The organism is Stieleria maiorica (assembly GCF_008035925.1).
GTDB lineage: Bacteria > Planctomycetota > Planctomycetia > Pirellulales > Pirellulaceae > Stieleria > Stieleria maiorica.
Genome location: NZ_CP036264.1, coordinates 9,021,966 through 9,045,858 on the forward strand (window position 1 = coordinate 9,021,966; position 23,893 = coordinate 9,045,858).

The 23,893-nt window shown below is 59.1% G+C and carries 17 protein-coding genes; 9 read left to right on the forward strand and 8 right to left on the reverse strand.

All coding sequences use genetic code 11. The annotated features are described in order from the left end of the window. Positions 1-60 precede the first annotated feature (60 nt). Positions 61-3,414, reverse strand: a complete 3,354-nt coding sequence (locus Mal15_RS30575; RefSeq protein ID WP_147871227.1) for an efflux RND transporter permease subunit — start codon at positions 3,412-3,414, stop codon at positions 61-63. Beyond that, positions 3,411-5,153: an efflux RND transporter periplasmic adaptor subunit gene (locus Mal15_RS30580; protein WP_147871228.1), complete on the reverse strand. Its 1,743-nt coding sequence runs from the start codon at positions 5,151-5,153 to the stop codon at positions 3,411-3,413. Before Mal15_RS30580 ends, Mal15_RS30575 begins: the two co-directional genes overlap by 4 nt. A 302-nt stretch (positions 5,154-5,455) precedes the next feature. On the opposite strand from Mal15_RS30580, the gene Mal15_RS30585 reads away from it, so the two are divergent. Then, on the forward strand, positions 5,456-6,052 hold the full coding sequence (locus tag Mal15_RS30585; protein WP_167547152.1) for a TetR/AcrR family transcriptional regulator: 597 nt from the start codon (positions 5,456-5,458) through the stop codon (positions 6,050-6,052). Between the two features lie 10 nt (positions 6,053-6,062). Here the strand turns inward: Mal15_RS30585 and Mal15_RS30590 are convergent, their stop codons facing one another. Then, positions 6,063-7,550 carry a sulfatase family protein gene (locus Mal15_RS30590; protein WP_147871230.1) on the reverse strand — a complete coding sequence of 496 codons (1,488 nt, stop codon included), beginning with the start codon at positions 7,548-7,550 and terminating at the stop codon, positions 6,063-6,065. Positions 7,551-8,270: 720 nt separating this feature from the next. On the opposite strand from Mal15_RS30590, the gene Mal15_RS30595 reads away from it, so the two are divergent. The 5 genes from Mal15_RS30595 to Mal15_RS30615 all read left to right on the forward strand — a co-directional run bounded on the left by Mal15_RS30595 (position 8,271) and on the right by Mal15_RS30615 (position 12,997). Next, a complete protein-coding gene (locus tag Mal15_RS30595) occupies positions 8,271-9,704 on the forward strand; it encodes an IS4 family transposase (protein WP_147866711.1) in 1,434 nt (477 codons plus the stop codon). Positions 9,705-10,408: 704 nt separating this feature from the next. Further along, the gene (locus Mal15_RS30600; RefSeq protein WP_147871231.1) at positions 10,409-11,032 is read left to right on the forward strand and encodes a DUF1559 family PulG-like putative transporter; all 624 of its coding nucleotides are present in this window, start codon (positions 10,409-10,411) and stop codon (positions 11,030-11,032) included. A gap of 113 nt (positions 11,033-11,145) precedes the next feature. Continuing rightward, positions 11,146-11,667: a hypothetical protein gene (locus tag Mal15_RS30605; protein WP_147871232.1), complete on the forward strand. Its 522-nt coding sequence runs from the start codon at positions 11,146-11,148 to the stop codon at positions 11,665-11,667. Between the two features lie 255 nt (positions 11,668-11,922). Beyond that, complete coding sequence (locus Mal15_RS30610) at positions 11,923-12,291, forward strand: SpoIIAA family protein (RefSeq protein WP_147871233.1); 369 nt, start codon at positions 11,923-11,925, stop codon at positions 12,289-12,291. Positions 12,292-12,535: 244 nt separating this feature from the next. Next, complete coding sequence (locus Mal15_RS30615; protein WP_147871234.1) at positions 12,536-12,997, forward strand: hypothetical protein; 462 nt, start codon at positions 12,536-12,538, stop codon at positions 12,995-12,997. A gap of 274 nt (positions 12,998-13,271) precedes the next feature. Here Mal15_RS30615 and thrC read toward each other — a convergent pair whose 3' ends face one another. Further along, on the reverse strand, positions 13,272-14,639 hold the full coding sequence (gene thrC / locus Mal15_RS30620) for a threonine synthase (RefSeq protein ID WP_147871235.1): 1,368 nt from the start codon (positions 14,637-14,639) through the stop codon (positions 13,272-13,274). A gap of 100 nt (positions 14,640-14,739) precedes the next feature. Between thrC and Mal15_RS30625 the strand changes: the two genes are divergently transcribed. Beyond that, positions 14,740-15,321 carry a hypothetical protein gene (locus Mal15_RS30625; protein ID WP_147871236.1) on the forward strand — a complete coding sequence of 194 codons (582 nt, stop codon included), beginning with the start codon at positions 14,740-14,742 and terminating at the stop codon, positions 15,319-15,321. Positions 15,322-15,544: 223 nt separating this feature from the next. Here the strand turns inward: Mal15_RS30625 and Mal15_RS30630 are convergent, their stop codons facing one another. The 4 genes from Mal15_RS30630 to Mal15_RS30645 form a co-directional block, all read right to left on the reverse strand. Beyond that, complete coding sequence (locus Mal15_RS30630; protein ID WP_147871237.1) at positions 15,545-15,877, reverse strand: histidine triad nucleotide-binding protein; 333 nt, start codon at positions 15,875-15,877, stop codon at positions 15,545-15,547. Positions 15,878-16,071: 194 nt separating this feature from the next. Further along, on the reverse strand, positions 16,072-19,989 hold the full coding sequence (locus Mal15_RS30635; protein ID WP_147871238.1) for an FtsK/SpoIIIE domain-containing protein: 3,918 nt from the start codon (positions 19,987-19,989) through the stop codon (positions 16,072-16,074). Positions 19,990-20,284: 295 nt separating this feature from the next. Beyond that, positions 20,285-20,551: a hypothetical protein gene (locus Mal15_RS30640; protein ID WP_147871239.1), complete on the reverse strand. Its 267-nt coding sequence runs from the start codon at positions 20,549-20,551 to the stop codon at positions 20,285-20,287. Positions 20,552-20,555: 4 nt separating this feature from the next. Continuing rightward, a complete protein-coding gene (locus tag Mal15_RS30645; RefSeq protein ID WP_147871240.1) occupies positions 20,556-21,773 on the reverse strand; it encodes a cell surface protein in 1,218 nt (405 codons plus the stop codon). Between the two features lie 160 nt (positions 21,774-21,933). Here Mal15_RS30645 and Mal15_RS30650 point away from each other — a divergent pair, with 160 nt between their 5' ends. Together Mal15_RS30650 and Mal15_RS30655 are read left to right on the forward strand one after the other, a co-directional pair. Beyond that, entirely contained in the window at positions 21,934-22,329 is a 396-nt protein-coding gene (locus Mal15_RS30650) for a DUF6384 family protein (RefSeq protein WP_147871241.1), read from the forward strand. A gap of 18 nt (positions 22,330-22,347) precedes the next feature. Continuing rightward, positions 22,348-23,760: a coiled-coil domain-containing protein gene (locus Mal15_RS30655; RefSeq protein ID WP_233903127.1), complete on the forward strand. Its 1,413-nt coding sequence runs from the start codon at positions 22,348-22,350 to the stop codon at positions 23,758-23,760. Positions 23,761-23,893 lie beyond the last annotated feature (133 nt).

Below are 23,893 nucleotides of genomic sequence, written 5' to 3' on the forward strand. Positions count from 1 at the left end.
ACGCCGGCGGTTCACCTACTGGCGAAGGTCGCTACGTTCGTACCGCGATTCGCGATCTTCCTAAACCATCGTGGCACTGTCCAGTGATGCATCCACGGCGACCGGCTTGACGCGCAAGGTTTCCACCAAAATGGCATACAACGTGGGAACCACATACAGCGTCAACACCGTCGTCAGCAGCAAGCCGGCGATCATGCACCAGGCAAGTCCGGCCCACAACGGGCCTCCGCTCAAAGCCAGTGGCAGTAGACCGCCGACGGTCGTTGCCGTGGTTAAAAAGATCGGCAGCATCCGTTGCTTTCCGGCCTGAAGCAGACTTTGATGGAAGACGTCTCGATCGATGCCCGCGATCGGGCCCGCTGAGTCGGATGCCCGGACCTTCTCTGCAATCAATAGATCCGCAAACTCGATGAAGATGATCGCGGTGTTCAAGACGATGCCGAACAAAGCCAGAATACCTAGCTGCGGCATGAACCCCAGTGAATTGTCTGACAGAAACAGACCCAGCCAAGCACCGGCCAACGCCATCGGCAGTGTTGCCAGAATGATCAACGGCTTGGACCATCCGTTGTACTGGATGACCAGACACATCACGATCAGCAAGAATGAAATGCCGAACGAAATCATCATCTGCCCGCCCGCTTCCTGACTTTCTTCGTACGAACCGCCGGTTTCGATCCGAAAACCGACCGGCAACGATGCTTCCAGCCGTTGGAAGTCCTCCAACTGCAACACACGATTGACGACATCATTTCCGGTGACCCCCGGCTCCATCTGCGCCGACACCTTGATCACGCGATTCATGTCACGACGCTCGATCCTGGCCGGTTCCCACGAAAATTGAAATCCGGCCAGCGACGACAGCGGGATCTTGCCGTTGTCGCCTTCCACATACGACTCCTGAAGCCCCCGAATCGAGCGGCGTTCCTCGGGACGCAACTTGAAGTAGATCGGGACCTGATGATCACCCTCGCGAAACGTCGTCAGCCTCAGTCCCGAGTAATACGAATTGAGTGTCTTGGCGACTTGGGCGTTGGTCACACCCGCCAGCGTGGCCCGATCCTTGTCGACGTCCACTTGAATCTGGTACCCCTCCACGCCCCAGGAATCGTGCACGTTCCAGGTTTCTGGTTGTGCGTTGACGATTCGCTTCAGCCGATTGGCCGCTTGACGCAGCAGAGCCGGGTCGGCATACCCGCTGCCGATCACGCGAAACACCAACGGGTCGGCGGGCGGTCCGAGAGCCAACTTGACCGGAACGATCCGCGCCCCGGCAATCGGTTCGATGCCCAACTCCGCATCGCCACGCTCACAGACCGTCCGCAAGCGATGAGAAAAGTCTGACGTGTAGCGACCGTCGGTCGTCCGCACCAGGATTTCCGCATAGTTCCGTGCCGGCGGCTCAGGCGTCCAGGCGAGGTGCCATCTGGATCCGCCTCCACCGACCAGGGTTCGCATCGCACGCAGTTTTTCCTCGTGGCCTCCATAAACGGGCTCGCCGGAAGCAACGGGGCTCAGTCGTTGCAAAATCTGTTCGACCTGCTTTGCGACGGCGTCCGTCTGCGCGATCGTCGCCGACTCGGGCAAATGGATCTTGACGGCGAATTGATCACGATTGGCATCGGGAAAGAATTCAGAACTGACCGGCAATGTCAGGACCAGTCCGAGCGCCACAAGGGTTGCCAGCAGCGTCAACCATTTCCATCGCAATGCCAGCCGACCGGTGCGTTCGTAGATCCGAAACAGCAAGCCCTCTTTGTGACTTCCCTGCTCATTGGACACACTCGACTGTCGTCCCAGCAATCGCGTGACCCGCCCGGTGACATTCGCCGCCGCTCGCACCAGCGGTGATGCGGGGCGATCATCCTGCCGCGTGCGGATAAACGTACCCGCCAAAATCACGCACAATGTCATCGCCAGAACCCAACTGAGCGCGAGTGTCGTTGAGACCGTCACGGGCAGGCTGTAGATGTATTCCTTGCCGCCACCTTCAAGCGCGACCAGCATCGGCACAAACGCCGCCATCGTCGTCAGCGTTCCCACCAGCATCGGAATCGCCAGCGTGTTGGCGCCTTCGACCGCGGCCGGAAAGGGTTTCATCCCCGCCATCTGGTTCGTCCGCGCTTGATCGCAAACCTGCACCGCGTTGTCGACCAACAGACCCAGCGAAATGATCAGGGCGGCCAAAGAAATCTGTTCCAGCTGGACGCCGAAGACAGAAATAAACCCGATCGACATCAACACCACGATCGGAATGTTCGCGGCCATCACGAACGAGGTGCGAAAGCCGACGACCAAGAAAACGACGACCACGACGATCAGAACCGCCTCGACCACATTCAATACCACTTCGCCGATCTTTGCCGAAACGTTTTCCGATTGATCGCTGACCGGTGTCACCGCGATGTCCGGCGGAAGCCGTTTTTCCAACTCCGTCAATTCATAAACCCGTCGCTTGGCCGAATCGCAGATGTCGATGATGTTCGAACCCGACTTCATCGTGATCCCCAGCGTGACCGCCGGCGACGTTTCCTGGGTATCGCCATAGCGACAGAGGTATTGCGGGGGATCTTCATAACCGCGACGGACGCTCAACCCCAGATCCGACAGGTACACACTGTTCCCGCCCTCGTCCGAACGCACCACGCTGGCGATTTGGCTGATTTCATTGACCGCATTGAACTCGCCGGCAGGCTTGACCGAAAAGTGGCCCGCCGACGTATCGATGTCACCGCCCGGTTGGATGATGTTTCGCTCCTTCGCCAAATCCTCCAACTGCCGGGTGGTGAGATTCAACTGGGACCAGTTGGGCAGGTCCGTTTCAATGAAAATGGCCTCCTCGCGGGCACCGAACATGTCGACTTTGGCAATCCCCGGCAGCAACCGCAACTCGTCCTGAACGTCCTCGGCGAATCGTTCCAGCTGTCGCAGCGTGTAGGCGTCTTGAGGCCGAACGTGATCGCGCCCGTGCGTGGGAACCTGATGGATCGCGAGCACCAGAACCGCGGTGTCACCGAATTCGTCGTTGACAACCGGTTCGATCGACTCGTCCGGCATCTCCGTTGCCTCGACACGCGTCCGCACCTTGTCCCAGACCGCTTGGATTTCCGCAGGCGGGACTCGATCGTCCAGCTCCACGAAGATCGTCGATTGGCCGGTCAACGTGGTCGATCGGATGTGATCCACCTCTTCAATGCTGACCAGCTGTTGTTCAAGCTTGTCGGTGATCAATTCCTCGACCTTCTCCGCCGGCGCCCCGGCCCATGTCGTGGAAACCACACAGACACGGATCGTAAACTCCGGATCCTCTCGCCGTGGAATGGTGAAGTAGGTGATCGCGCCCCATGCCATGCACAACAGGGTCGCGGAAATCACGATCGGGCGGTATTTGACCGCCAGCGCCGGCAGGTTCATTGGGACACCTCCTTGCCGGAGACAGGCTCTTGTTCGGGTGAAACATGTTCGGGCAGCTCACTGGTGATCACCTTGACCGGCTCGCCGTCCATCAGAAAGTGCACGCCCTTGACAATCATTCGAGCCCCCGGAGCGAACTCATCGCCGGCCAGGGAACGAATCTGAATCAACGAACCGGAACTCAACGTCTCCGGAAGCTCGGCGATCACCTCGGTCCGTTTCGCTCGATCGTTTTCAACCAAGAAGACGTACGTGCGATCCGATTCCTGATAGATCGCTTCGACGGGCACAAAGTAGCCTTCCTCGCGGCGGCGATCGGACACGCTCGCGCTGACCAGATCCCCGGGACGCAGCACCCAATGTGCCCCACCATCGACCACCACCGACTTGCCATCCCAGTTCGCGCGATCGTCGTCGGGATACTCAAGCTTTCCAGTGATCAACGACTCGCGGTCGATTTTCTCCCCGTCGTTATCGTTGTTTTGCTGGAACAGCACCGGACGAAAAACCCAATTGCCCAGAAACGGCAACCTCGCATCCAGAACGGTCAAGTAGTGTTTTCGGACCGTCGTGACCTCCTGCAGACGTTCTCCGAAACGGGCATTGGTTGCGACCCAAACGTAGTCGCCGCCGGCGTCCCGTTCGATCGAGTTTTCCTCGACGACCAGAATGTTGTCCGGGGCGCCGATGATCTTGTTCAACTTCAGCGGCCAAATGTCCTGGGTGCGTGCGAACGTCTCGCCGCCCGCCAAGTGCGTCAACGGTGCACGGTACTGTTCGTTCATGATCAATAGCGAAACCGAGAACGTTCTTGTCGACGGATCGGCGCTGGGATCGACGTTGTAAACCATCGCGTTACGTTCGGTTCGGCTGCCGTCGGGTAAGGTGAAGGAGACCGGTAGTTGACGACGCCGCTCCAGGTCGCGGGATTGTTTTGCCGAAACCTCGATCGCCACTTTGATCGGATTGATCATCTGCAGTGTCAACACCGGCGACCCGGCCGACACCACGCTTCCCGGGACCACTTGGACTTCGGAGATCTGCCCGGGGTAGGACGCGTACAGGACCGTGTTCTCCAGATCTCGCTCGGCATCGCGCAGAGCTTGCTGAGCCGATTTGACGCGTGCTTCGGCTGCTTTCAGCTCCACCTCCGCTTGGCTCTTGGAAGCCTTCAAGCGATCCAGTCGCGCCTCTTCGGTCGCGACGCGGTTTTGTGCGTCCTCGAAATCTGCTTGCGATGCCGCATTGGATTGTCGCAGCAACTGCACTCGGTCGTACTCCGATCGGGCCAACTTCAAATCCGCCTCCGCCGAACGGATGTCCGCGGGGATCGAATCTCGGATCCGCTGGGCGATGATCTCCGCGTCCAACTGGGCCGCTTCCAGGGACGCGCGTGCCGAATCGACAGCCACTTCGTACTGCGTCGGGTCCAGAGCCGCCAGCGGAGTTCCGTCTTGAATCACCGTGCCGTCGGCATCCATCGTCCGCCCGTCGATGTTCTTTCCCGGTTCGAGTACCCACTGCACCCGCCCGCCGACTTCAAAACCCATCTGTTCGGTTTTCCAAGACGTCGCCGAACCGGAAACGGTGAACGAGTCTTCCGGGACGATCTTCATAAGATCCATCACCGTGACCGGTCGCGGCGCCTTGGGCGGCAGATCGCTCTGCCGCTTTGAACAGCCCGACAACAAGAGGACGGAGGTCGCGAGCAAGACGGCCGTAGGTTTGCTGTGAAACATAACGCGTGATCCGTTCGAACATCCCGGGGGAGGCAATTCCCGCCCGGGCAGCGGCGATGCGGCAGGGCGCAGTTCTCGCCCCGCTGAATCATCAATTACACCATCGAGTTTACTTTTCGGCGTTGAGAAAGTAAACCCGTGAGTGTAAATTGGAAAAAGCGCGTCAGGTACCGCAGTAGCGCAGCCCTGCGGGACTGCCTCGCATCGGGCGACCGCTTCTCTGGAGTACGATGGCCCTTCCGGGGCGTCGGCCACAAGACGCCCCGCGTCGCTCCGCGAAACGACACATTCCACCCAGCCCCATGAAGCACACCGATCGAAAACGCGCCGACATCCTTGCCGCGGCGGTCGCCGAATTCCGCAAGTATGGATACGACAACACCACGATGGACCAGATCGCCGATGCCGCCGGTGCGTCGAAGCGCACGGTTTACAACCACTTTGGCAGCAAAGAGGGGATGTTCGAAGCGATCGTCCGCGAGATGATGGACCGGTCCGACGTGCTGACGGGGGGAGAGTACGACGCGGAACAACCGCTGCCGCGGCAACTCAAACGCATCGCCAACGAGATCATCGACACCCTGAAAGATGAAAGTTATCGCGACCTCGCCCGCGTCGTGCTGTCGCGGCTGATGATGGTGCCCGAATACAGTGCGCTGATCTCCGAGCAAACACAGCACATCAACACGATGTTGGCCGACTGGATGCGGGCCGCCCACCGCGACGGGCGATTGCGAGTCCCGCGCCCGGAACTCGCCGCCGACCAGTTCGTCGGCATGCTAATGGCCTACGCGTTTTGGCCTGCTCTGTTCGGCGTCGAAAAAAGCTCCACCACCATTAAGCAGTCGATCTTTGTCAACAAAACCGTGACCATGTTCCTCAAGGGCTATGAAAACTGACGCGACCGAGTTATTTGTCGAGCAGTGATTCGATCTGCCCTTTCAATTTCGCATTCAGAAACCCCGCCTCTTGCGATCGTGCGTAATCACGCAGGCGAGTTGCCAGACGACGAACGACGTCGCGGTTCTGGTCCAAGCCGATGGAGTTCTTCAATTCGTCCGGATCATTTTCCAGGTCAAACAGCCACGGGCGTTCCGACATCGACAGGACCAGTTTGTAGCGGTCGGTGATCACCGCAAACCACGACGGGCTGGAACCGGAGGATTGAATGATCGCAACGTCGTCCCACTGTTCGCCTTGCCGTGCGGTCAGCAACGGCGACGCGTCGCGGCCGGCCATTGGATGCGCGGTGTTTTTGCCGAGCAGCGACAACAACGTCGGCGCAAAGTCGACGGTGCCGAGCGCCTGGTCGACTCGCGTCCCCTCCGGAATCAAACCCGGCGCCGCGATGATCATCGGAATCTTCGCACTCGCTTCGTACGGATTGCCCTTGTTCAACCGACCGTGTTCGAAACAAAGGTCCCCGTGGTCGGATGTGAACACAATGATCGTCTTGTCGGTCAGCTTCAGCTCGGCCAGCGTGTCCAAGATTTGACCGACGTTGTCATCGATACAGCGGACCATCCCGAAGTACAGTGTCATCAACGCCGGATTGAATTTGACCGCCGAGTTCTTTCCCCCGACGGCGGCCCAGGCCGGGTTTTCTTTCGACATCGAAAATGACATCGGCGGCCGAATCGCCATGTCGGCGTACATCGTATCGTAGGGCGCGCGCACCGTGTTCGGACCGTGAGGATCGGGCAGGCTAAGGTGATAGCAGAACGGCTGGTCGGCATGCTCGCGGATAAAGTCCATCGCCCGATCGGCCAACCAATCGGTAGCAAAGGTCTGCTCGTCGGCATCAGCGACCCCATAGCTGGGGGCGCCGTTCTTGTCGCGCGCACCGACGCGGGGGCCGGCATCGGTGAGCTGAAAATTCTTCCAGTGCCCTCGATTGAACATGAACCGATTATCGGCGAATCCGAATCGGCGTTCCGGAGCCCACTGGGGTTTGCCCGGTCCGTCCAAGTGCCATTTGCCGGCGTATCCGGTCGCGTATCCCTCGCGCCGAAGCACTTCGGCAAAGGTGACGATGTCGCTGTGCAGTGGTTGGTTGTTGGTGTGGGCGCCGGTTTGGTGGGGGTAAAGCCCGGTGAAGAACGCCGCGCGTGAAGGCGTGCAAACGGGGCTGGTGGCGTAGAACGACGTGCAGATCGCGCCGCGCTGTGCGATGGAATCGATCGCCGGTGTCTCGACGACCGCGTCTTTCCCCCAGACGAATGCTTGCTCGTCCGGCAGCGTCCGGCGATAGCACCCCAGCGTCCGAAAGTTGTGTTCGTCGGTCTGAATGATCAACACATTCCGCCGCTCGTCGGCGCCCGCCGAAGGCACGACCGGCGGGCCGGCCAGCAGTCCCGCCCAAATGGAAAGCAGAAGGATCCGAGTTCGATCAGTCATGACAAGACGTTCCGTGGGTGGAAGATTCCAGACGCCAAAATGGCCCCTCATTAGAACGCATTTTCACCTCCCCGGCCGCTCCACCCCACAAGGACGATCAGTGCCCACCGATGGCAGCGCGAACCCAACGCAATTGGCGCGCAATTGGTGCCACCCATCAAACTTGCGGGCAACACGCGACTGCAGCAAGTCCATGGTGCCGCCTGAATAGTGGTTGACATCATTCGCGATTCAGCATCCGTAATTGAACGCATCGCATCGAAATCATTGCCAGCCTTGGATGGCACCACTCGCACATGGTTTTGAATCGCAGAGGCGCAGAGGACGCAGAGACACGGAATTGAGTGCCTCATCCTCTGCGCTCTCTGCGCCTCAGCGTTTTACTCTCTCCTCCCTGCCTTCGTCATTGACGCACCGATCTATTGCCAGCCATCAACGTGCGGCGCCCCCCACGCGAGACTGCTAGCAATTCCATGTGGGAGCGATTGATTCGTGGATGGCACCATTTGGGGTGGCTGCCGATTCCAGTAGGGTCGATGGATCCCATTTGGCTGGCGGCGTGATGTGTCTTAGGCCCGGAGGGTCGGCAGAGTGTCTGCCGGTGGCGTCAGCCCTCGTTGTTATACACAAATTTTTGATGATGTATTGATTCGCGAAATCGCTCAAACTGTTGCTCACAGGGAGTTCAGGTGCACGACAGGTAGCAACGGAGTGTTTGCGATGGTGAGCCAATGGGTGATTGACGAATTAGAAACGGTGGATCTTGGCGACAAGAGACGAAATGAACGACTTGCCGAAGTGCTCTCCGCCATGGCTGGTTTGCCGAGCAAGAGCATTCCTGCTGCAGTCGGCGCAGGACACAACGAAACAACGGCAGCCTACCGACTTTTTGATAACGATGCGATCTGCTTTGAGGACATTTTAGCGCCCCATATAGATGCCTGCTATAAGCGTCTTGCTGAGCAAGAAGTTGTCATCTTGGCTCACGATACGACGGAACTGGATTTGACGAAACCTAACACGCAAGTAGAAGGGGCCGGTCCGCTAGATGGCAGTTCACGCTACGGCGAGTTGCTTCACCCGCTGATGGCGTTCACTCCCACCGGCACGCCCTTAGGAACCGTTGCAGCGGAACTTTGGACTCGCGAGGAAGGTCCGTCAAAAGCCGATGATCGAAAGAAAGTGCCGATTGAAGAGAAGGAGTCTCTGCGATGGCTTGAAAACCACCGCGAAGCACAGTTAATCGCTAGCGAGCACCCCGAAACGCAAGTTGTCTGCGTGGCTGACAGCGAAGCGGACATCTTTGAAGTCATCGAGTGTAATTCCGATTCTCCAAAGAACTTTTGGTGGATTATTCGCAGTTGCTATGACCGTTCGATCGTTGATCAGCACGGTCGGCCATCAGGAAATCTGCATGAAAAACTCGCCGCGAGCAAAGTACGCTACACCAAAGCGATAACGATTCGTTCGCACCAACCCAAGTTAGCCTGTGACAAACGAGCACGCAATCAACCGCGAGAGGCACGCCAATGCGAACTCGAGGTGCGTGCAACGACGCTGACACTGAAGAACCCCTATCGGCCCGATCGACACCTACGGCCCACGAAAGTCAACGCGATTTGGGCTCACGAGATCGATCCGCCTGAAGGGGATACGCCTATCAGTTGGCTGTTGCTGACCAATATGCCGATTTCGAACAAGGAAGAGATTGAGCTGGTGTTGTCTTACTACTGCATTCGCTGGTTGATCGAAGTATTCTTCCGAACTCTCAAATCAGGCACTCGCATCGAAGCAAAGCGGTTTGAAAAGATCGAACGATTCGAGCGTTGTCTCGCTGTTTCGATGATCTTGGCGTGGCGAACGTTCTACAGCGTGCGGATCGGTCGCGAATGTCCAGACGTCAGCTGTGAAGCAGTATTCGTAGCCGACGAATGGCAGCCGGTATACAAGATCGTCACCGGGGAAGATCCGCCAAAGAAACCACCGACGTTGAAGGAGATCGTCCGCATGATCGCTCGGCTTGGCGGCTACATCGACCGACCACGACATGACGAGCCTGGCACCGATACGGTCATGCGCGGCATGGAACGACTCTACGACATCAGTAGTTGTTGGCGAAGCTTTGGTCCAAATGCAACCAGATCAGGGGAATGAATTGTGTATAACAACGAGGGCGTCAGCCACCGGGGATGGATTTCTTGGAATGCTCAAGGCCCAGCGCAATTGGTGCCACCAGCGCAATTGGTGCCACCCATCAAACTTGCGGGCAACACGCGACTGCAGCAAGTCCATGGTGCCGCCTGAATAGTGGTTGACATCATTCGCGATTCAGCATCCGTAATTGAACGCATCGCGTCGAAATCATTGCCAGCCTTGGATGGCACCACTCGCACATGGTTTTGAATCGCAGAGGCGCAGAGGACGCAGAGATACGGAATTGAGTGCCTCATCCTCTGCGCTCTCTGCGCCTCAGCGTTTTACTCTCTCCTCCCTGCCTTCGTCATTGACGCACCGATCTATTGCCAGCCATCAACGTGCGGCGCCCCCCCAACGCGAGACTGCTAGCAATTCCATGTGGGAGCGATTGATTCGTGGGCGGCACCATTTGGGGTGGCTCTTCCCACGGCCGGTCACCCTTCCGCAGTTGCCCTCGCCTCGCACTGTCTTTCGTTAGTGATTGATTTGGTACACTGATCTCTCGAAAGAACCGGAATGAAGTACAGGGGACCTTCACCCCACAAGATCACACCCATGTTGGGTGTACTGCACGACGAGTCGCGGCGTCGTGTTTATTGAAGTGCAGGATCGCTCGCGGCGGACGCGTCATCCATCACGTTCCGTCGATTGAAAGACCTGCGATGCGATGGAAACTCTTACTTGCGACATGCGTCACTCCGTTGCTGATTGGTGCGGTAGTTTTGGTCCCAGATGCCCGTCGGACCGCGGCCAGGATGCGTGCCCAAGGACGATTGAGCCAGCTGCATCTGGCACTGCTGAACTATCAAACCGTGAATGGTTTTCTTCCTGATCGAAACGTGACGGATCCAAACGGTCGTCCTCTCTTTTCTTGGGTCGGCTCAATCTTGCCGTACATTGAGCAACATGAAATTGCAAGCTCACTCGACATTTCCCAACCATGGAATTCGCCGTCAAACGAAAAATCGCTCGCGAGCGGCGAGAGATTCTGGAATTGGTACACCGAGGACGGGTACTTCATTAGCACTTACAATGGAGCTGGTTCGATGTGGGATGCCGACGGGAATCCGCTCGGAAAACTCGCTGACTATCCCACCCATGTCGTGCTCGTCGCGACAGCTATTGATGGCGTTCACCCACTGGAACCCTTTTCCTTGTCAGAAGCGGGGCTTCGCGAAATCCTAGCAGCTGGTCACATGGCGGTGTATGTTGATGCAGATCGGATTCACGGAACGGTAACGCTTGACGGCGAGTCGATCGTCTTCGCTCGTGGCATGGTGCAATAGACGACAGTACAGTCGCGTGCACGGAGTACGCGAGTCAGGTTGTTTCGCAATTGAAGTTCATTTGCGCGTCCCGGTGACGCATTTCATTCGCTGGACAGATTGGATCGCTATTTATGAATCGTCCACTCTTCGCCGTTGGCCTGTTTTCCGTGATTGGCTTTGCTCTTGCGACCAATGCAGGTCACGCTGAGGATTCAGCTTGGATCTATCCACAATCTAAGCTTTTGTCTAAGGCAGGCCCTGAAGGCGAGAAAGCTGCTTGGCCGCACGAATCCATTGATGTCCGTTCGACTGACGACACAATCGAGAAGGTCGTCGCGTACTACGTCAAGCACTCTGGTTTCGAGCCGCCAAACTGGAAGATTCTCGGACGGGAATTTCCGCATCAGACAAAGTTGCCGGTTGGATTTTGGCTTGGCCCCGGAAAGACCAAGACCAGTGCTGCCCGGGTGACGATCACACACCATCTTCGTTCTGACCTCGCGCACGTCACTTTCCTCGTGGTTGCCGAGTCTGGCGAAATCACATCAATCTCTGTGACTCGTGGTAAGAATGAAGATCAAACTTGGATTCAAGTGCATGAGCATTCATTCAAGAACGCGTCTCCACAGGTAGGCCAGCGAACAAAGCCGTGAACCGGTGCACTCGTTCACGCGTCAACTGAAATCAAAGCCTTTATTGACCACCTCTCCTTCCGATTCATGTCCTGCTCGACCTCCAAGGTCAGTTGCGGAGGATCCTGGTCAACGCCAGCTGACGAAGCTGAAGGGTCAGAACCCTTTGTTGCCGAATGGCCTGGTTGGGTAGGATGTCTTTGGATTCAGGTCGATTGTGCCGACGCTGCGACCTCCGAACGCTCTATGAATCTCACCAAATGCGAGGTTTGAAACATGTTGAACGTCCAGTTAGATGAAGATCAAGGGATCGCAATCCTGGAGCCTGATGGCGAACTGTCGAAAGAGGATTTTGAAACAGCAAGTCGGTTGATTGATCCATACATTGAAGAGCATGACGCATTAAACGGAATCATGATTCATGTTCGAACTTTTCCCGGATGGGACTCGTTCTCTTCGTTAGTGGCGCATTTAAAATTCGTCAAAGAGCATCATCAAAAAGTCGCACGGATCGCGTTCGCAACGGATTCGCCGATCGGCGGGATTGCCGCTAAGATTGCGCCTCATTTTGTCAATGCCGAGATCAAGAGATTCGCGTTCGATGAATTTGAAGCCGCGAGAACATGGATCGTGGGCGGTACTTAGGGGGACAGGCTCCGAAGCCAGAATCGAATCGGCCCAGCGGATGGCAAGGCGAACCCGGGGATGAAACACAGCCTGAGATCCGTGAAATCACCACCGCTTCCATTGCCCGGGCGGGTATAATGAGTTACTTCCCTGCCGCCCGGTGCAATTCGCGACACCGACGTGGCTTCCCACCGTCGCACCCGCCGATCAGGCCGCAGTTTCAAGCCACGGTTTTAGGCTTCTGTGAACGAGGAATTGAGCCATGAGATCGATCCGGTTGGTCATCACGCTGATGATCGTTTGCCCGAGCGGCTTCCTGTGCTCGAGCGCACGGGCACAGGCGGATCCACAAAAATTCGCGGAGTATCAAGCCCGGATGCAACAACGACGGGCCGACGCGCTGGAAATGCGGCGTCAACAACGTCTGGCCCCGCAAGCACCGACGACCAATCGGTTTCGCCCCGCACTGGACGGCTACGTCCCGCAACCGGCGCTGCGGGGTTATGTTCCCAGGCCGGCATTGCGCGGCTACGCGCCCAGGCCGGCACTTCGCGGCTACGCTCCCCGTCCGGCACTTTATGGATGGGCACCTCAGCCCGCCCTCCGCGGTTACGTTCCCCGTCCCGCGCTGCGCGGCTATGCGCCTCAGCCCGCGCTGCGTGGGTATTCGCCCCAGCCTGCACTGCGTCGCTACACGCCCAAACCGGCGCTTTCACCGAATTAACATCGGCCAGTACCGTCGAGCGGATTCGCCAAGAAGAGACAGACCCCAATGGCACGGGCTTGCGTCGAAGAGAACGCAGTAATCGCTGGTGTTCATGCTTTAGCCGCCCACTGTCGCTGCGATCGCAGCGATCGGGAATCGCCTAAAGGCTAGACACCAACCTTCGGGGCAGATGGTTTTAGGGGCGAGGCGACTCGCCCGTTCGGATCGCCAAGTGCATGGACTCCTCGCGTCGTCCACTACGACTTACTTGAATACGGGGGCGAGCGTTGCGTCAGGTTGTTTTGGTGAGCCGTTTTTCGATCTCAGCTTTCACCACGTCGGCGTCGTTCGGCAGGTGGACCGCCGGGTTGGCGAACTCGCTGGTCACTTCATCCAGCCGTGATTCGTGATAGGCGACTTTGAAGTCGGTGAACTTCAACCCGTGAGCGGTGCTGATCACGACCGTTTTGTCGTCGGAATTGATCACGCCCTTTTTGATCAGCTTGTTCAACACGGCCAGCGCGACGCCGGTGTGGGGGCAGGTGAACATGCCGGTCAGGTCGGCGTGAGCGGCCGCCGCGGCCAATTCGTTTTCGGTCGCCTGTTCCACGATCCCGTCGGTTTCCTTGATCGCCCGTTCGGCTTTGGCGTAGCTGACCGGGTCGCCGATCCGGATGGCGTTGGCCAGTGTGTCCTGGGCCGTCACTCGAACCTTTTCTTTGAACCCCTTCTTGTAGGATTCATAAAACGGATTGGCCTTGGCGGCTTGGGCGGCAACCAACCGGGGCATCCGGGTGACCAACCCCAGGTCCATCATCAGCCGGAATCCCTTGTGGAGCGCGCTGATGTTTCCCAGGTTGCCGACGGGGATCACGATCCAATCGGGCACTTCCCAATCGAACTGCCGAACGATTTCGATCCCCACCGTCTTTTGGCCTTCGATCCGCAGACTGTTCATCGAATTGGCCAGGTAGATCGAATTGTCCTGCGTCACCTCCTGGACGATCTTCATGCAGCCGTCAAAGTCGGTGTCGAGCGCCAGAACATGCGCGCCGTTGGCGACCGGCTGGATCAACTGCGCCGTGCTGACCTTGCCCGCGGGCAGGAAAATGACCGCGGGGATGCCCGCGTAGGCGGCATAGGCGGCCAGGGCCGCGCTGGTGTCACCGGTGCTGGCACAGGCGACCGCTTTGACGGGGCTGCCCTGGGCCATCATCTGCTTGACGACGCTGACCAAGACCGTCATGCCCAGGTCCTTGAAGCTTCCGGTGTGGCTGTTGCCGCACAGCTTGATCCACAAATCCGGCACGCCCAATTGCCGCCCCAATCGCTCGGCCCAGAATAAATTCGAATTGCCTTCGAACATGCTGACGACGTTTTCGTCTTTCAGCGCCGGAATCACCCACTCCCGCATCCCCCACACGCCGCTGCCGTAAGGCCACGTCGACGTGCTGGCACGGGAATCGAAAAGTTGCTGCCACTGGTAGGGGTTCCGTTTCCGCAGCGGCTCGCGCTCGTGATGGACTTCCAGCAAACTGCCGCACGAGGGGCAGGTGTAGATCACGTCAAAGATCGAATGCTTGGCGGAGCAACCCGCGATGCAACGAAAATAAACGGTCTGATTTTCCAGTTCCGACTTGGGCTCGACAGCAGACGACATGAGTGATTCCCGGTAGATTCGTGAGAAGTCCGCATTATGTCCAAATCGCCCAAATCTGGCAAAGGGCACCCGTTAATTCCCGCCATTTGAGTGTCCACCGTTGCGAATTATCGACAAAACCTACTCCGACCCGCTGGACCTGGTCTGGATCCACGCCGCCGCCCGAATGGGCATGCGGGTCGAACGCAGCAACCAAGTCAACGCCTCCTGGAACGGACGCGACGTCCTAACGATCGGAACCCCGGAAACACTGGACCGAGACGATTCGCTGGCGCAGATGATCTTGCACGAGGTCTGCCACGCCCTGTGCGAGGGTCCCGATAGCGTGCACCGGCCGGACTGGGGACTGGAGAGTTTTGATCCGTCCAAGAAATTCCACGAACACGCCTGCCTGCGCGTGCAAGCCGCCCTGGCCGACCGCCACGGGCTGCGATCCTTCTTTGCCTCGACCACCATGTTCCGATCGTACTACGACCGCTTGCCGGCCGATCCGCTGGAAGGCGGGGACGAGAAAACCATGGCGCTGGTGCGGCCTGCCTGGCAGCGAGCCAACCACGGCCCGTGGGCCGAACCGCTTGACGACGCCCTGCGCCGCACCGCCGTCATCGCCCAAACCCTCTCGGGGCTGACGCCGAAGGATTCCCTGTGGCACGGCCAGGGAAAATCGGTGGTTCGATCCTAGCGCACGTTGGTGTTTAGCCTTTAGGCGACTCCCCCTCGCTGCATTGTAACCGCCCGGAAGAGCCGTCGTACCCAAGCGTTGTCCCTAAACCCGTAGCGGAAGCCGCCAAGGCTTTCGACTCGAAGCAGTCCACACGGGAAAAGCCGAAATTCTTGGCGAATTCCGCTACCACATACGCCCCTTGCCGAGCTTAAGGATAAAGCCTAGACACCAGCGCATTCGCTTACACCAATGTCTGCTTCGCTCCGCCCAACAGGTGAAAATGCAGATGCGGCACCTCCTGGCCTCCCGCCTCGCCGCAATTGACGACCATGTTGTAGCCATCTTTCAATCCTTCCTGTGCCGCGATCCTGGAGAGCGCGACCACACAGTGCCCGACGATCGATTCGTCTTCGTCGGACAATTCCGCCAACGACACGATCTCTTTCTTGGGGATCACCAACACATGCACCGGCGCCTTGGGATTAATGTCGCGAAACGCCAAACAGATGTCATCTTCGTAAACGATGTCGGCGGGGATTTCGCGGTCGATGATTTTGCTAAAGATCGATGGCATGGTCGTCGCGATGAAACTTGGTCGGGGAACAAAACGTGGAATTGAGGCCTGACCCGCATAGCACGGGCATACGTGTTGGTGTGCAGGCTTTAGCCGCCCTCTTTCGCTGCTTTGGATACGACGGCCCTTCCGGGCGGTCGCGTGTCGCTGCGTTGCAGCGACAGGGAAATCGCCTAAAGGCTAGACACCAACACCTAGGATTCCAGCCAAGCCTTGACGTCCATCGCATCAGCCTGGTCGGGCTGTCGAAACTTGCTGATTCGACCGGCCGGTTCATCGTACAACAGCATCGTCGCTGCGGACAGTTCGCTGGCGACCGGCGAATCGATCAACAGCGACGAATCGGACGCGTTCAATTGCCCCAGCACGCGCAGTTCGACATCGTGTTGTGATTGCCGCGGCAACCAGCGGGTCAAGATCTCCGCCCCGCCGCACACCAGAACACAATAGACGTTCGCCGGCGGCCCGTCCTTGAGCACTTCACGCAGTGCCTGGCCTCCCGACATGCTGCCTTGCGTCGCGTCGAGCGAAAAACTGAAGGCATCTTCATGGCGAAAGTCGCGAAACCGATCCAGCGGATCGATCACGACGATGATCGGGTGAACTCCCTCCGCCTCGTCGCCGCGTTCCTTCACCAACTCGGCCAGCTTGCCCATCTCCGGCGCGCTGTCGCGTGGCTTCACCTGCCGAACGTTGAACCCGCCGCGTTGCAACCAAGGATACAAGGACGGGGTTTCGTTGGAACGGTTACCGTTGAAGTAAATCACTTCCAGATCGCGGTTGGATTTTGCGAATCCAGAAAGGACCGACGAGAGCAATCCCCCGCGAGCTTCCGGCGGCGTAATCATGACCGCGTTGCGGCCCGCGTTGCGAGACAATTCGATCGCCACCGGCGGACCGATCTCGACCGCTTCGCCCAACAACCCGTGCAATTCTTCGCCCGCCCGGGCTCGGTCGCCGATCGCAGCGGCGGCCAGCGGGGCCGACCATTTGCAAGGGCGATTGCCTTCGAAGATGACCGGTGGGGGCAACGTTTCGGTGAACGCCTTGTCCCGCGTTGCGATCTTGGTCAAAAACTCGCGGTGTTGATCGCTGCTCAGCCAAGCGACTTGGAACGGTTGATTGCCTTCAATCAATCCGCCCGCATCGTTGTAAATCGCTTCGCCGGGACGTGTGATCAGCCGTGCGGCGGTGTTGTCATCGGACAAGATCAACGCGGCGTCCGATTCGCTGCATTGCATCGCGATCCGAACGGCCATCTGCCCCAGCGTCGCACGCGGCAACGAATAGGCCCCCGCCAGCGATTGGCTGCTCAGGACGACGTGGATTCCGAACGAGCGGCCCTGGCGAACCAAACGGTCCAACAGCATCGAGCAGTCCGCCGCGACCCGGTCGTCCCGAATGAACAGCTCTTGGAATTCATCGATCACCAGAATGATCCTCGGCATCGGTTTGCCGCTGACCGCGCGATAGTCCGACAATTCTTGTGTCGACTGCGATCGAAACAGTTCACCGCGCTGTTGCAGTTCCTGGTCCAGTCGCTGCAACACGCTGCGGCCGAATTCCCGTTCGCTCTCGATGCCGATCACGCGGGCGTGTGGCAATCTGCTATCGGCGTACGTTTTGAACTCCACGCCCTTTTTGAAGTCCAGCAGGTAGAACTGCAATTGATCCGGCGTGTAGTGATGCGCACCCGAGGTGATGATCGAGTGCAGCAGGGTGCTTTTTCCCGAACCGGTTTTACCGGCGATCAAGACGTGCTGGCGGACGCCTTCGCCCAGCTCCAGGCCGAGCGTCCGCTGCCCACCCTGGCTGCCGATGGTGATGTCGATTCCATCGTCGGTCCGCGCCTTGCCGCCTTGGGCCGGCAAGATCGACTCCAGCGGGATCTCGACTCGGGCCGACATGGTCGCGGCGGTGCCGATCTGATCGGTCAGTTCGCCGCGCAGATCGGCGGCGACGTTCTCCGCCGGCAAAAACTCCAATCGCTCCAGCCCCTCGTGCCGGACGCTCCAACGCCCGTCCTTGCCCACCGCCAATTCCAACACCCGACTGTCATGGGGCAACGGCAGATCGCTCGGCCAGGCGTGGTTGTCCTTGCAAACCATCAACACGAACACGCCACAGCGAATGCCGCTTTCGATCAGCGCCTTGAGATGTTTGTATCCGCCACGCGTCAGGCCTTCGGGGAAACCCACTGCCGCGACGGCCTGATACGGTTCGGCCATCGATCCGGCGATCTGGTTGTAATCTTCGACCCGTTGAAACTGGTCACGCAGACTCGACTGCAAGACGTCCTCGGCGTGCTGGGCGATTTCCCCCAAACGTGTTTCGATCTGGTTCTCGGTCGTCCAGACGCGATGGCTGACCAAGCTGGGGTCGTGATCGGCCAGCGACATGAATGAGGTGAAACTCTGACCGCGACCGATCGGGTCGATCAGCGTCAACTTGGTTCGGCCGCCGGAGGTCCCCGAAAGCATCCGCCACAACACCTGATGGACCAAGTCGACCGCCCGGGGCATCTGGTCGGCCGCCGCATGGATGATCAATCCGCTGTGCAGCCGCCGGTGCAGAGCGACGGGCATTTCGTCGGGCAGGTCACCGCTGCGAAAGATCGGCTTGACCTGTCCGGAATGGTTTCCCGATCCGTCGGAGGCTTCGCTGACGCTTTCCGATGTCAACGTGCGGGCCAGAAACTCGGACACTTTCAAATGCCCCAGCGGCACAAAATCCAGCTCGTCGCATTCGGTGTGTGGCTCGGCGGCGACCTTGTCCCAGGACGGAAATCGCAGCGAACATGCTTTCCCGGTCGACTTGATCCGCTCCAGGCCTCCCCGCACGCCGTCGCGCATCCGATCGGTCACGCGTTGCAATTCTTCGTGTCGTCGACGCGCATTGGCTTCGCGTTGCCGATGCAAGGCTTGATCGGTATCGGCCAACTGCTCCGTGATGGTTGCGGCGACTTGTTCGGCGCGATGATGCATTTCGGAATTGACCTTGCCATAACCGGCCAGGAAATCATCGCCCAGTTGCCCCAATCGTTCTTTCAATTTGGCCTCGGCCGCCTGCTGCTCGGCGGCCAGCTGCTGTGCCAAGTATTCCAACTGTTCTTCGCGCCAATGTTTGGCGGCTTCCAGGTGCCGGTCGCGGCGGTCCTCAAGTTCCGCCAGCGCGTCGCGCGCGGTGTCCTTGGAAATCTTTCGCCCCGCTGCGGCCGCCTCTTCCGCCGCCGCCGCCGTTCGCATGATCAGCGGATACGTCCGTCGGGTTTGTCGTCGCAGGGGGATCAGCAACGCCGCGTAAATCGCAAATCCGATCAACGCCGCCGCCACGACGCCGGAAATCATGTACACCCAGTATTGGTCCGGCTGGGCGACCTGGACCCCGATGCACCACAAGACGACGGCGACCGCGACACCACCGGGCAAATAGAACGAATCGTCGAACTTGGCCGCCGCACTCGTCTGCAACTCGGTGACAAAGCCGCGACACTTTCGCGAAAGGACGTACACGGTGTCGATCGCCTGCTTGATCGACTCCGGCGTCGGTTCGCTCATGTCCTCTTCGGGGGTTTCCGGCGGAGGCACGTTGGGCAGGCGATCCAAGCGACGGATCGTCAGATCGCGCGCCCAGGCAACGTCTTCGCTCAGCGGCACCAACGAAGCATTGATCTGTTCGATCTCCTTCTTGCTCTGTTCCCCCGGTTGATGCCGTCGCACTTCGAACTGGTGCAAAACGGCTTCGCGCCGCGCTTCGACCTTCCGCTCGATCGCAAGCTTCCCCTCGGCCGACTTCCTGCGATACAGCGACGCCAGACGGTTCAGCTCGGTGCGCAGCCGCACCGTGTCTTCTTCGTACGCGGTGAACACCTTTTCTTCGGCCGCATCCCACTGGCCCAATGTGATCCGCCGCTGCCGCCGACATTCGGCCGTCACCCCACTGCGATCGGAAAGCAGTTGCTGCTCTTCTTCGTCCCTCTGGGCGGCGTGCCGGTTGATGAGCTCCTGACGCTGCTTTTGACAGGTTTCAAACCGTGCGACAAGCGCATCAATCAGACGGCGTTGTCGCTCGGGCGCGAACAGCCCGGCCGGTGCGACCGAATGGTCTTTCATGGTGCGGATCGAGATCGAGGAGTTAGTCGGAATAGGGATTCAGCAATCGCTGGTGTCTAGCCTTTAGGCGATTCCCGTCGCTGCGATCGCAGCGACAGTGTGCGGCTAAAGCAAGATACCGCTAATTTAAGCGTTGTTTCCTCCGGGAAGGGCCCGTAGGCTCGCGCCAAACGGCTGATAGTCGTCTGGTATCAGCCGGTTCGCGCCAGCGCGAGCGGCCTTAACTCAGCGGTATTGGGCTAAAGCCTGCACAACATTGATGCCCGTGCCATTTGTTCCTGATCCCGTTTTCACCCTAGTATAGCTCGCCGGAACGCTGATCGGTCTCGTTGATCGCGGCCTGCGATTTCCGTAGCGTCTCGGTAAATTCGGCCAAACAGGACGCAAATCGCGACAGACTGGGCCCCAGCGGCGCCAGGTACTCACGCTCGAATTCCGCGGCACGGTCGTCGCGCCAATCCTCTTTCGTCTCCTGCCACAAGCGGGCGAAATCGTTGAACTCTCGCCTGAAACGGCTTTGGGCATCCGTCAGGGGGGCCAGGTTCAGCGGATCAAGTGGCATCGCTTTAGCGGTTGATCTGTTCGCGTGCGTGGCGGGCCAGTGTTTCCTGGTACTTTTTCTTCCCCGCTTCGACGCTCTTGCGAATCGCCCGCGTGCTCTCTTCACTCTCCTTTCTCAGTTCGGCGATCATCTCCAGCGACTCGATTTGGAAATCGCTGATCGCGTCGACCAGTTTCTGCACCGACTCGGGATTGATCGTGCTTCCGTAGCCGGCCTTCAGCGCCGCTCGTTCGAGTTCCCGGCCCAAACTGGCGACGTCTTCCAGGCCTTTGTTGACGCCGTCCTTCATCGCCTCGGTCGCCTGGGTGACTTCATGCAAGCCGTGCTGGCTTTGGTAGACCGTTCCCAGGATGGTGAAGACGTGCTCGTTAGTGGTGAAAAATGTCACCGCGCGACGGTACACACGTTCTTTGACGTCGTGCGTCTGCTTCAGCTTGGTGATCAACGTCTCCCCGACGTCGTACCCGATCTCCAGGTTTTCGGCGATGTCCTTGAGCAACTGGTACGTCTCGTCCTCGTCTTCATAATGCTGGCGTGACTCATCGCGTGCCAGCTCCAGTTGGCTTTTCCCACTTTCGTCGGTGCCGGTGTAGCCGTCCAACGCCGCCTGGGCTTCGGACAGTGCCTTTTGGGCCGCTTCCAATCTGGGTGCGTGGGCATCCAGCAGCTCTCGGGCCAGCACCTCGGCTTCCTTGAGCGCGAATCGAAAATCGATGTACGCCTCCATGATCCGGTCTTCGCTCTTGAGTGCCTCCTTGGTGTCCTTGGCGACGTCGGCGTAGATTTCGACGATTTTTTCGAATCGATCGTTCGGTGTTCCCCGGCGGATTTTCATCCACCAGTTGGACAGTTTTTCCGTGCCGCTGATGCGTCCGTCATCCAACTGGGCGATCAAGCGTTTGCTGTCGTCGCGGATCGAGTCGAATTCCTGCGAGATCGCCAGGTAGCGGTTGCCGACCGCGATGCTCTCGACATTCTCACGCACCAACGCGTTGAACGCCCCCATGTGCTGAATCACGTCGGCGATCGCCAGCACCTTCCCTTCGTCGAGATGCTTGACCCCCTCCAGCAGCGAGATCAACTCTTGCGGGGCACCGCTCTTGCTGTCGACCCCGAAATCCTTCAGCACCTGGACCGCGTCATTGAGGTACTTCCGCATCTTGCTCGTGTCACGCGGCTGAGACTGGGATTGCGATGCACTCGCTTGAGCTTGCTGGGACATGTTTCTTGTGTCTTCGGCGGATGGGTTTTGCGGACGAAACAGGGACGACGAGCGTCGACGCGCCTACCAAGTTAGCGCACCGATGCCCCCGACGCAATCGAGACGGTATGTTGTATCCTCGGGCAACGTGCCCGCGCCCCATTTTCCCATCTCCACCGCGATGAGCCAAGCACAAGCAAAACAACCGCCCGCCCTATCACCCGTCCCGTCGCCCGGCCATTCTCTTTCGCTGCAGGAAACGCTGCGGGTGATGGACGTCGCCCGAGAGATGCGGGATCAACGCGAGCAGGCCGAAGAGATGTTTCGCCGCGACGATCTCCGCGTCGCCCTGCGCGAAAAACTGATGCGGACGGCGCGGCTGTCCGGCGACAACGTGACCGAGGCAGAAATCGATGCCGCGATCGGCCAGTACATGGAAACCCTGCACACGTACCAGGATCCGGAACCGGGACTGAAGCGCTTTCTCGCACATTGCTGGGTTTGGCGAAACAGAATCATTTGGTCGTTGGCCGGTGTCGCGGGAATCACCGGCGGACTTTGGTATTTCTTCGGTTAGCCCAGGATGGTGTCCACCATGACGATTTCCGGTCCGGCGATGCACCGTTTGCTGATGGACGGCTACAAAGATGTCCAACAGCGTCTGGACGAGATGCGGTCGAGAATCTCGTCGATCGATTCACAACGCGACCAGTTGGGCGACGATCGCAGCGATGCCCTGGTCAGTCTGGCGGAGTATTACCTGCCCGAACTGACGCGCGACGCGATCGAATCCTCTTGGGGCGAAGTCCGCGATCGCGTCCGACAAGTCTTGATGCGAAAAGAAGACCACCGCCGCCGCGTCTCCGGCGCCCTGGCCGACGCGAACCAACGCCGCACGCTCCAAGAAGATCGCCTACTGGAAATCAACGCCGACTTCGACGAAGCGAAATCGAGACAGGACGAACTTGCAGCGAAGGTCGCATCCGAATTGGCCGCCGACGAAACGTTTGTGTCGCTGTCCCAACGCGCCGCCATGGCCGAAGCGGCGTTGGAGCGGGCCGAAGCCAATCTGAACGAAATCGAACAGGACGCCGCGCGGAAACTGCCGGGCTATGAAAACAGCGCGCTGTTCACCTACCTGCGTGACCGGAACTACGGCACCGATCGGTACGGCAAACGCGGCTTCACACGCCGCATAGATCGCTGGCTGGCCAAGTACATCGATTACCACAAGGCCAGCCAAAGCTATCAGTTCCTGGCCGAAACGCCCGACCAGATGCGCAAGATCATCGCCGACGACCGTGCGGCACTGAACACGGTGATGGATGAACTGGAAAAGCGACGCGATCTGGTCGTCAAGCGACTCGGGCTGGCCGCCGCGGTGGCGAAAGCCGAACAGTTGGGAAAGCGACGTGAAAGCCAGCTCGTCGAACTGGACGAGATCCGCAATGAAACCGATACGCTGGAGCGCGAGCTGACGGATTTGGAAGACACCCGCGGCGAATACTACCGCGAGGCCGTGTCCGCGATTCGCCAGCGGCTTGCCGAGATCGACACACGGGACCTGGAATCCAACGCCCGCCGAACCCCTTCGCTGACCGACGACCAAATCGTCGCCCGGATCCAGGGGGTCGACCAGCAACTCGATGAGTTGGACGGCGATACCCGACGCCATCACGACGACATCCGCGACATGCAGCGCTGCATCGAAGCGCTCGGACGATTGATGCAGCGGTTCCGCGCGGCCAAATTCGACGCCGCACGCAGCCACTTCGAACCCGACGTCGACATCCTGGACCTGTTGCATCGGGCCAAGAACGAACGCGACATCGACGACGCCTGGGATCGACTCCGCGGCGCCCAGCGTTGGGGACCGACGATCGGCAAACAACTCGGCAACGTCGCCTCGCACCCGATGTCCCAAGTCCTGATCGGCGCGATGGCACTCGCCGCCGGAGCGGCGATGAAAGACCACGCCGACCGAGCCGCCCGCCGCCGCGAACGATGAACCCAAACCCCCGCGGCGCACGTTGGTGTTTAGCCTTTAGGCGACTCCCCCTCGCTGCTTCGCAGCGCCCCCCGAACCGCCCGGAGGGCCGTCGTACTCAGAAATGCGATCGTCCTATGCAGCAGCGTCCGTT

Excerpts from the sequence above, each read along its gene's own strand:
- Mal15_RS30575 (WP_147871227.1), bottom strand. The coding sequence starts at position 3,414 with ATGAACCTGCCGGCGCTGGCGGTCAAATACCGCCCGATCGTGATTTCC.
- Mal15_RS30580 (WP_147871228.1), bottom strand. The coding sequence starts at position 5,153 with ATGTTTCACAGCAAACCTACGGCCGTCTTGCTCGCGACCTCCGTCCTC.
- Mal15_RS30585 (WP_167547152.1), top strand. The coding sequence starts at position 5,456 with ATGAAGCACACCGATCGAAAACGCGCCGACATCCTTGCCGCGGCGGTC.
- Mal15_RS30590 (WP_147871230.1), bottom strand. The coding sequence starts at position 7,550 with ATGACTGATCGAACTCGGATCCTTCTGCTTTCCATTTGGGCGGGACTG.
- Mal15_RS30595 (WP_147866711.1), top strand. The coding sequence starts at position 8,271 with ATGGTGAGCCAATGGGTGATTGACGAATTAGAAACGGTGGATCTTGGC.
- Mal15_RS30600 (WP_147871231.1), top strand. The coding sequence starts at position 10,409 with ATGCGATGGAAACTCTTACTTGCGACATGCGTCACTCCGTTGCTGATT.
- Mal15_RS30605 (WP_147871232.1), top strand. The coding sequence starts at position 11,146 with ATGAATCGTCCACTCTTCGCCGTTGGCCTGTTTTCCGTGATTGGCTTT.
- Mal15_RS30610 (WP_147871233.1), top strand. The coding sequence starts at position 11,923 with ATGTTGAACGTCCAGTTAGATGAAGATCAAGGGATCGCAATCCTGGAG.
- Mal15_RS30615 (WP_147871234.1), top strand. The coding sequence starts at position 12,536 with ATGAGATCGATCCGGTTGGTCATCACGCTGATGATCGTTTGCCCGAGC.
- thrC (WP_147871235.1), bottom strand. The coding sequence starts at position 14,639 with ATGTCGTCTGCTGTCGAGCCCAAGTCGGAACTGGAAAATCAGACCGTT.
- Mal15_RS30630 (WP_147871237.1), bottom strand. The coding sequence starts at position 15,877 with ATGCCATCGATCTTTAGCAAAATCATCGACCGCGAAATCCCCGCCGAC.
- Mal15_RS30635 (WP_147871238.1), bottom strand. The coding sequence starts at position 19,989 with ATGAAAGACCATTCGGTCGCACCGGCCGGGCTGTTCGCGCCCGAGCGA.
- Mal15_RS30640 (WP_147871239.1), bottom strand. The coding sequence starts at position 20,551 with ATGCCACTTGATCCGCTGAACCTGGCCCCCCTGACGGATGCCCAAAGC.
- Mal15_RS30645 (WP_147871240.1), bottom strand. The coding sequence starts at position 21,773 with ATGTCCCAGCAAGCTCAAGCGAGTGCATCGCAATCCCAGTCTCAGCCG.
- Mal15_RS30650 (WP_147871241.1), top strand. The coding sequence starts at position 21,934 with ATGAGCCAAGCACAAGCAAAACAACCGCCCGCCCTATCACCCGTCCCG.
- Mal15_RS30655 (WP_233903127.1), top strand. The coding sequence starts at position 22,348 with ATGACGATTTCCGGTCCGGCGATGCACCGTTTGCTGATGGACGGCTAC.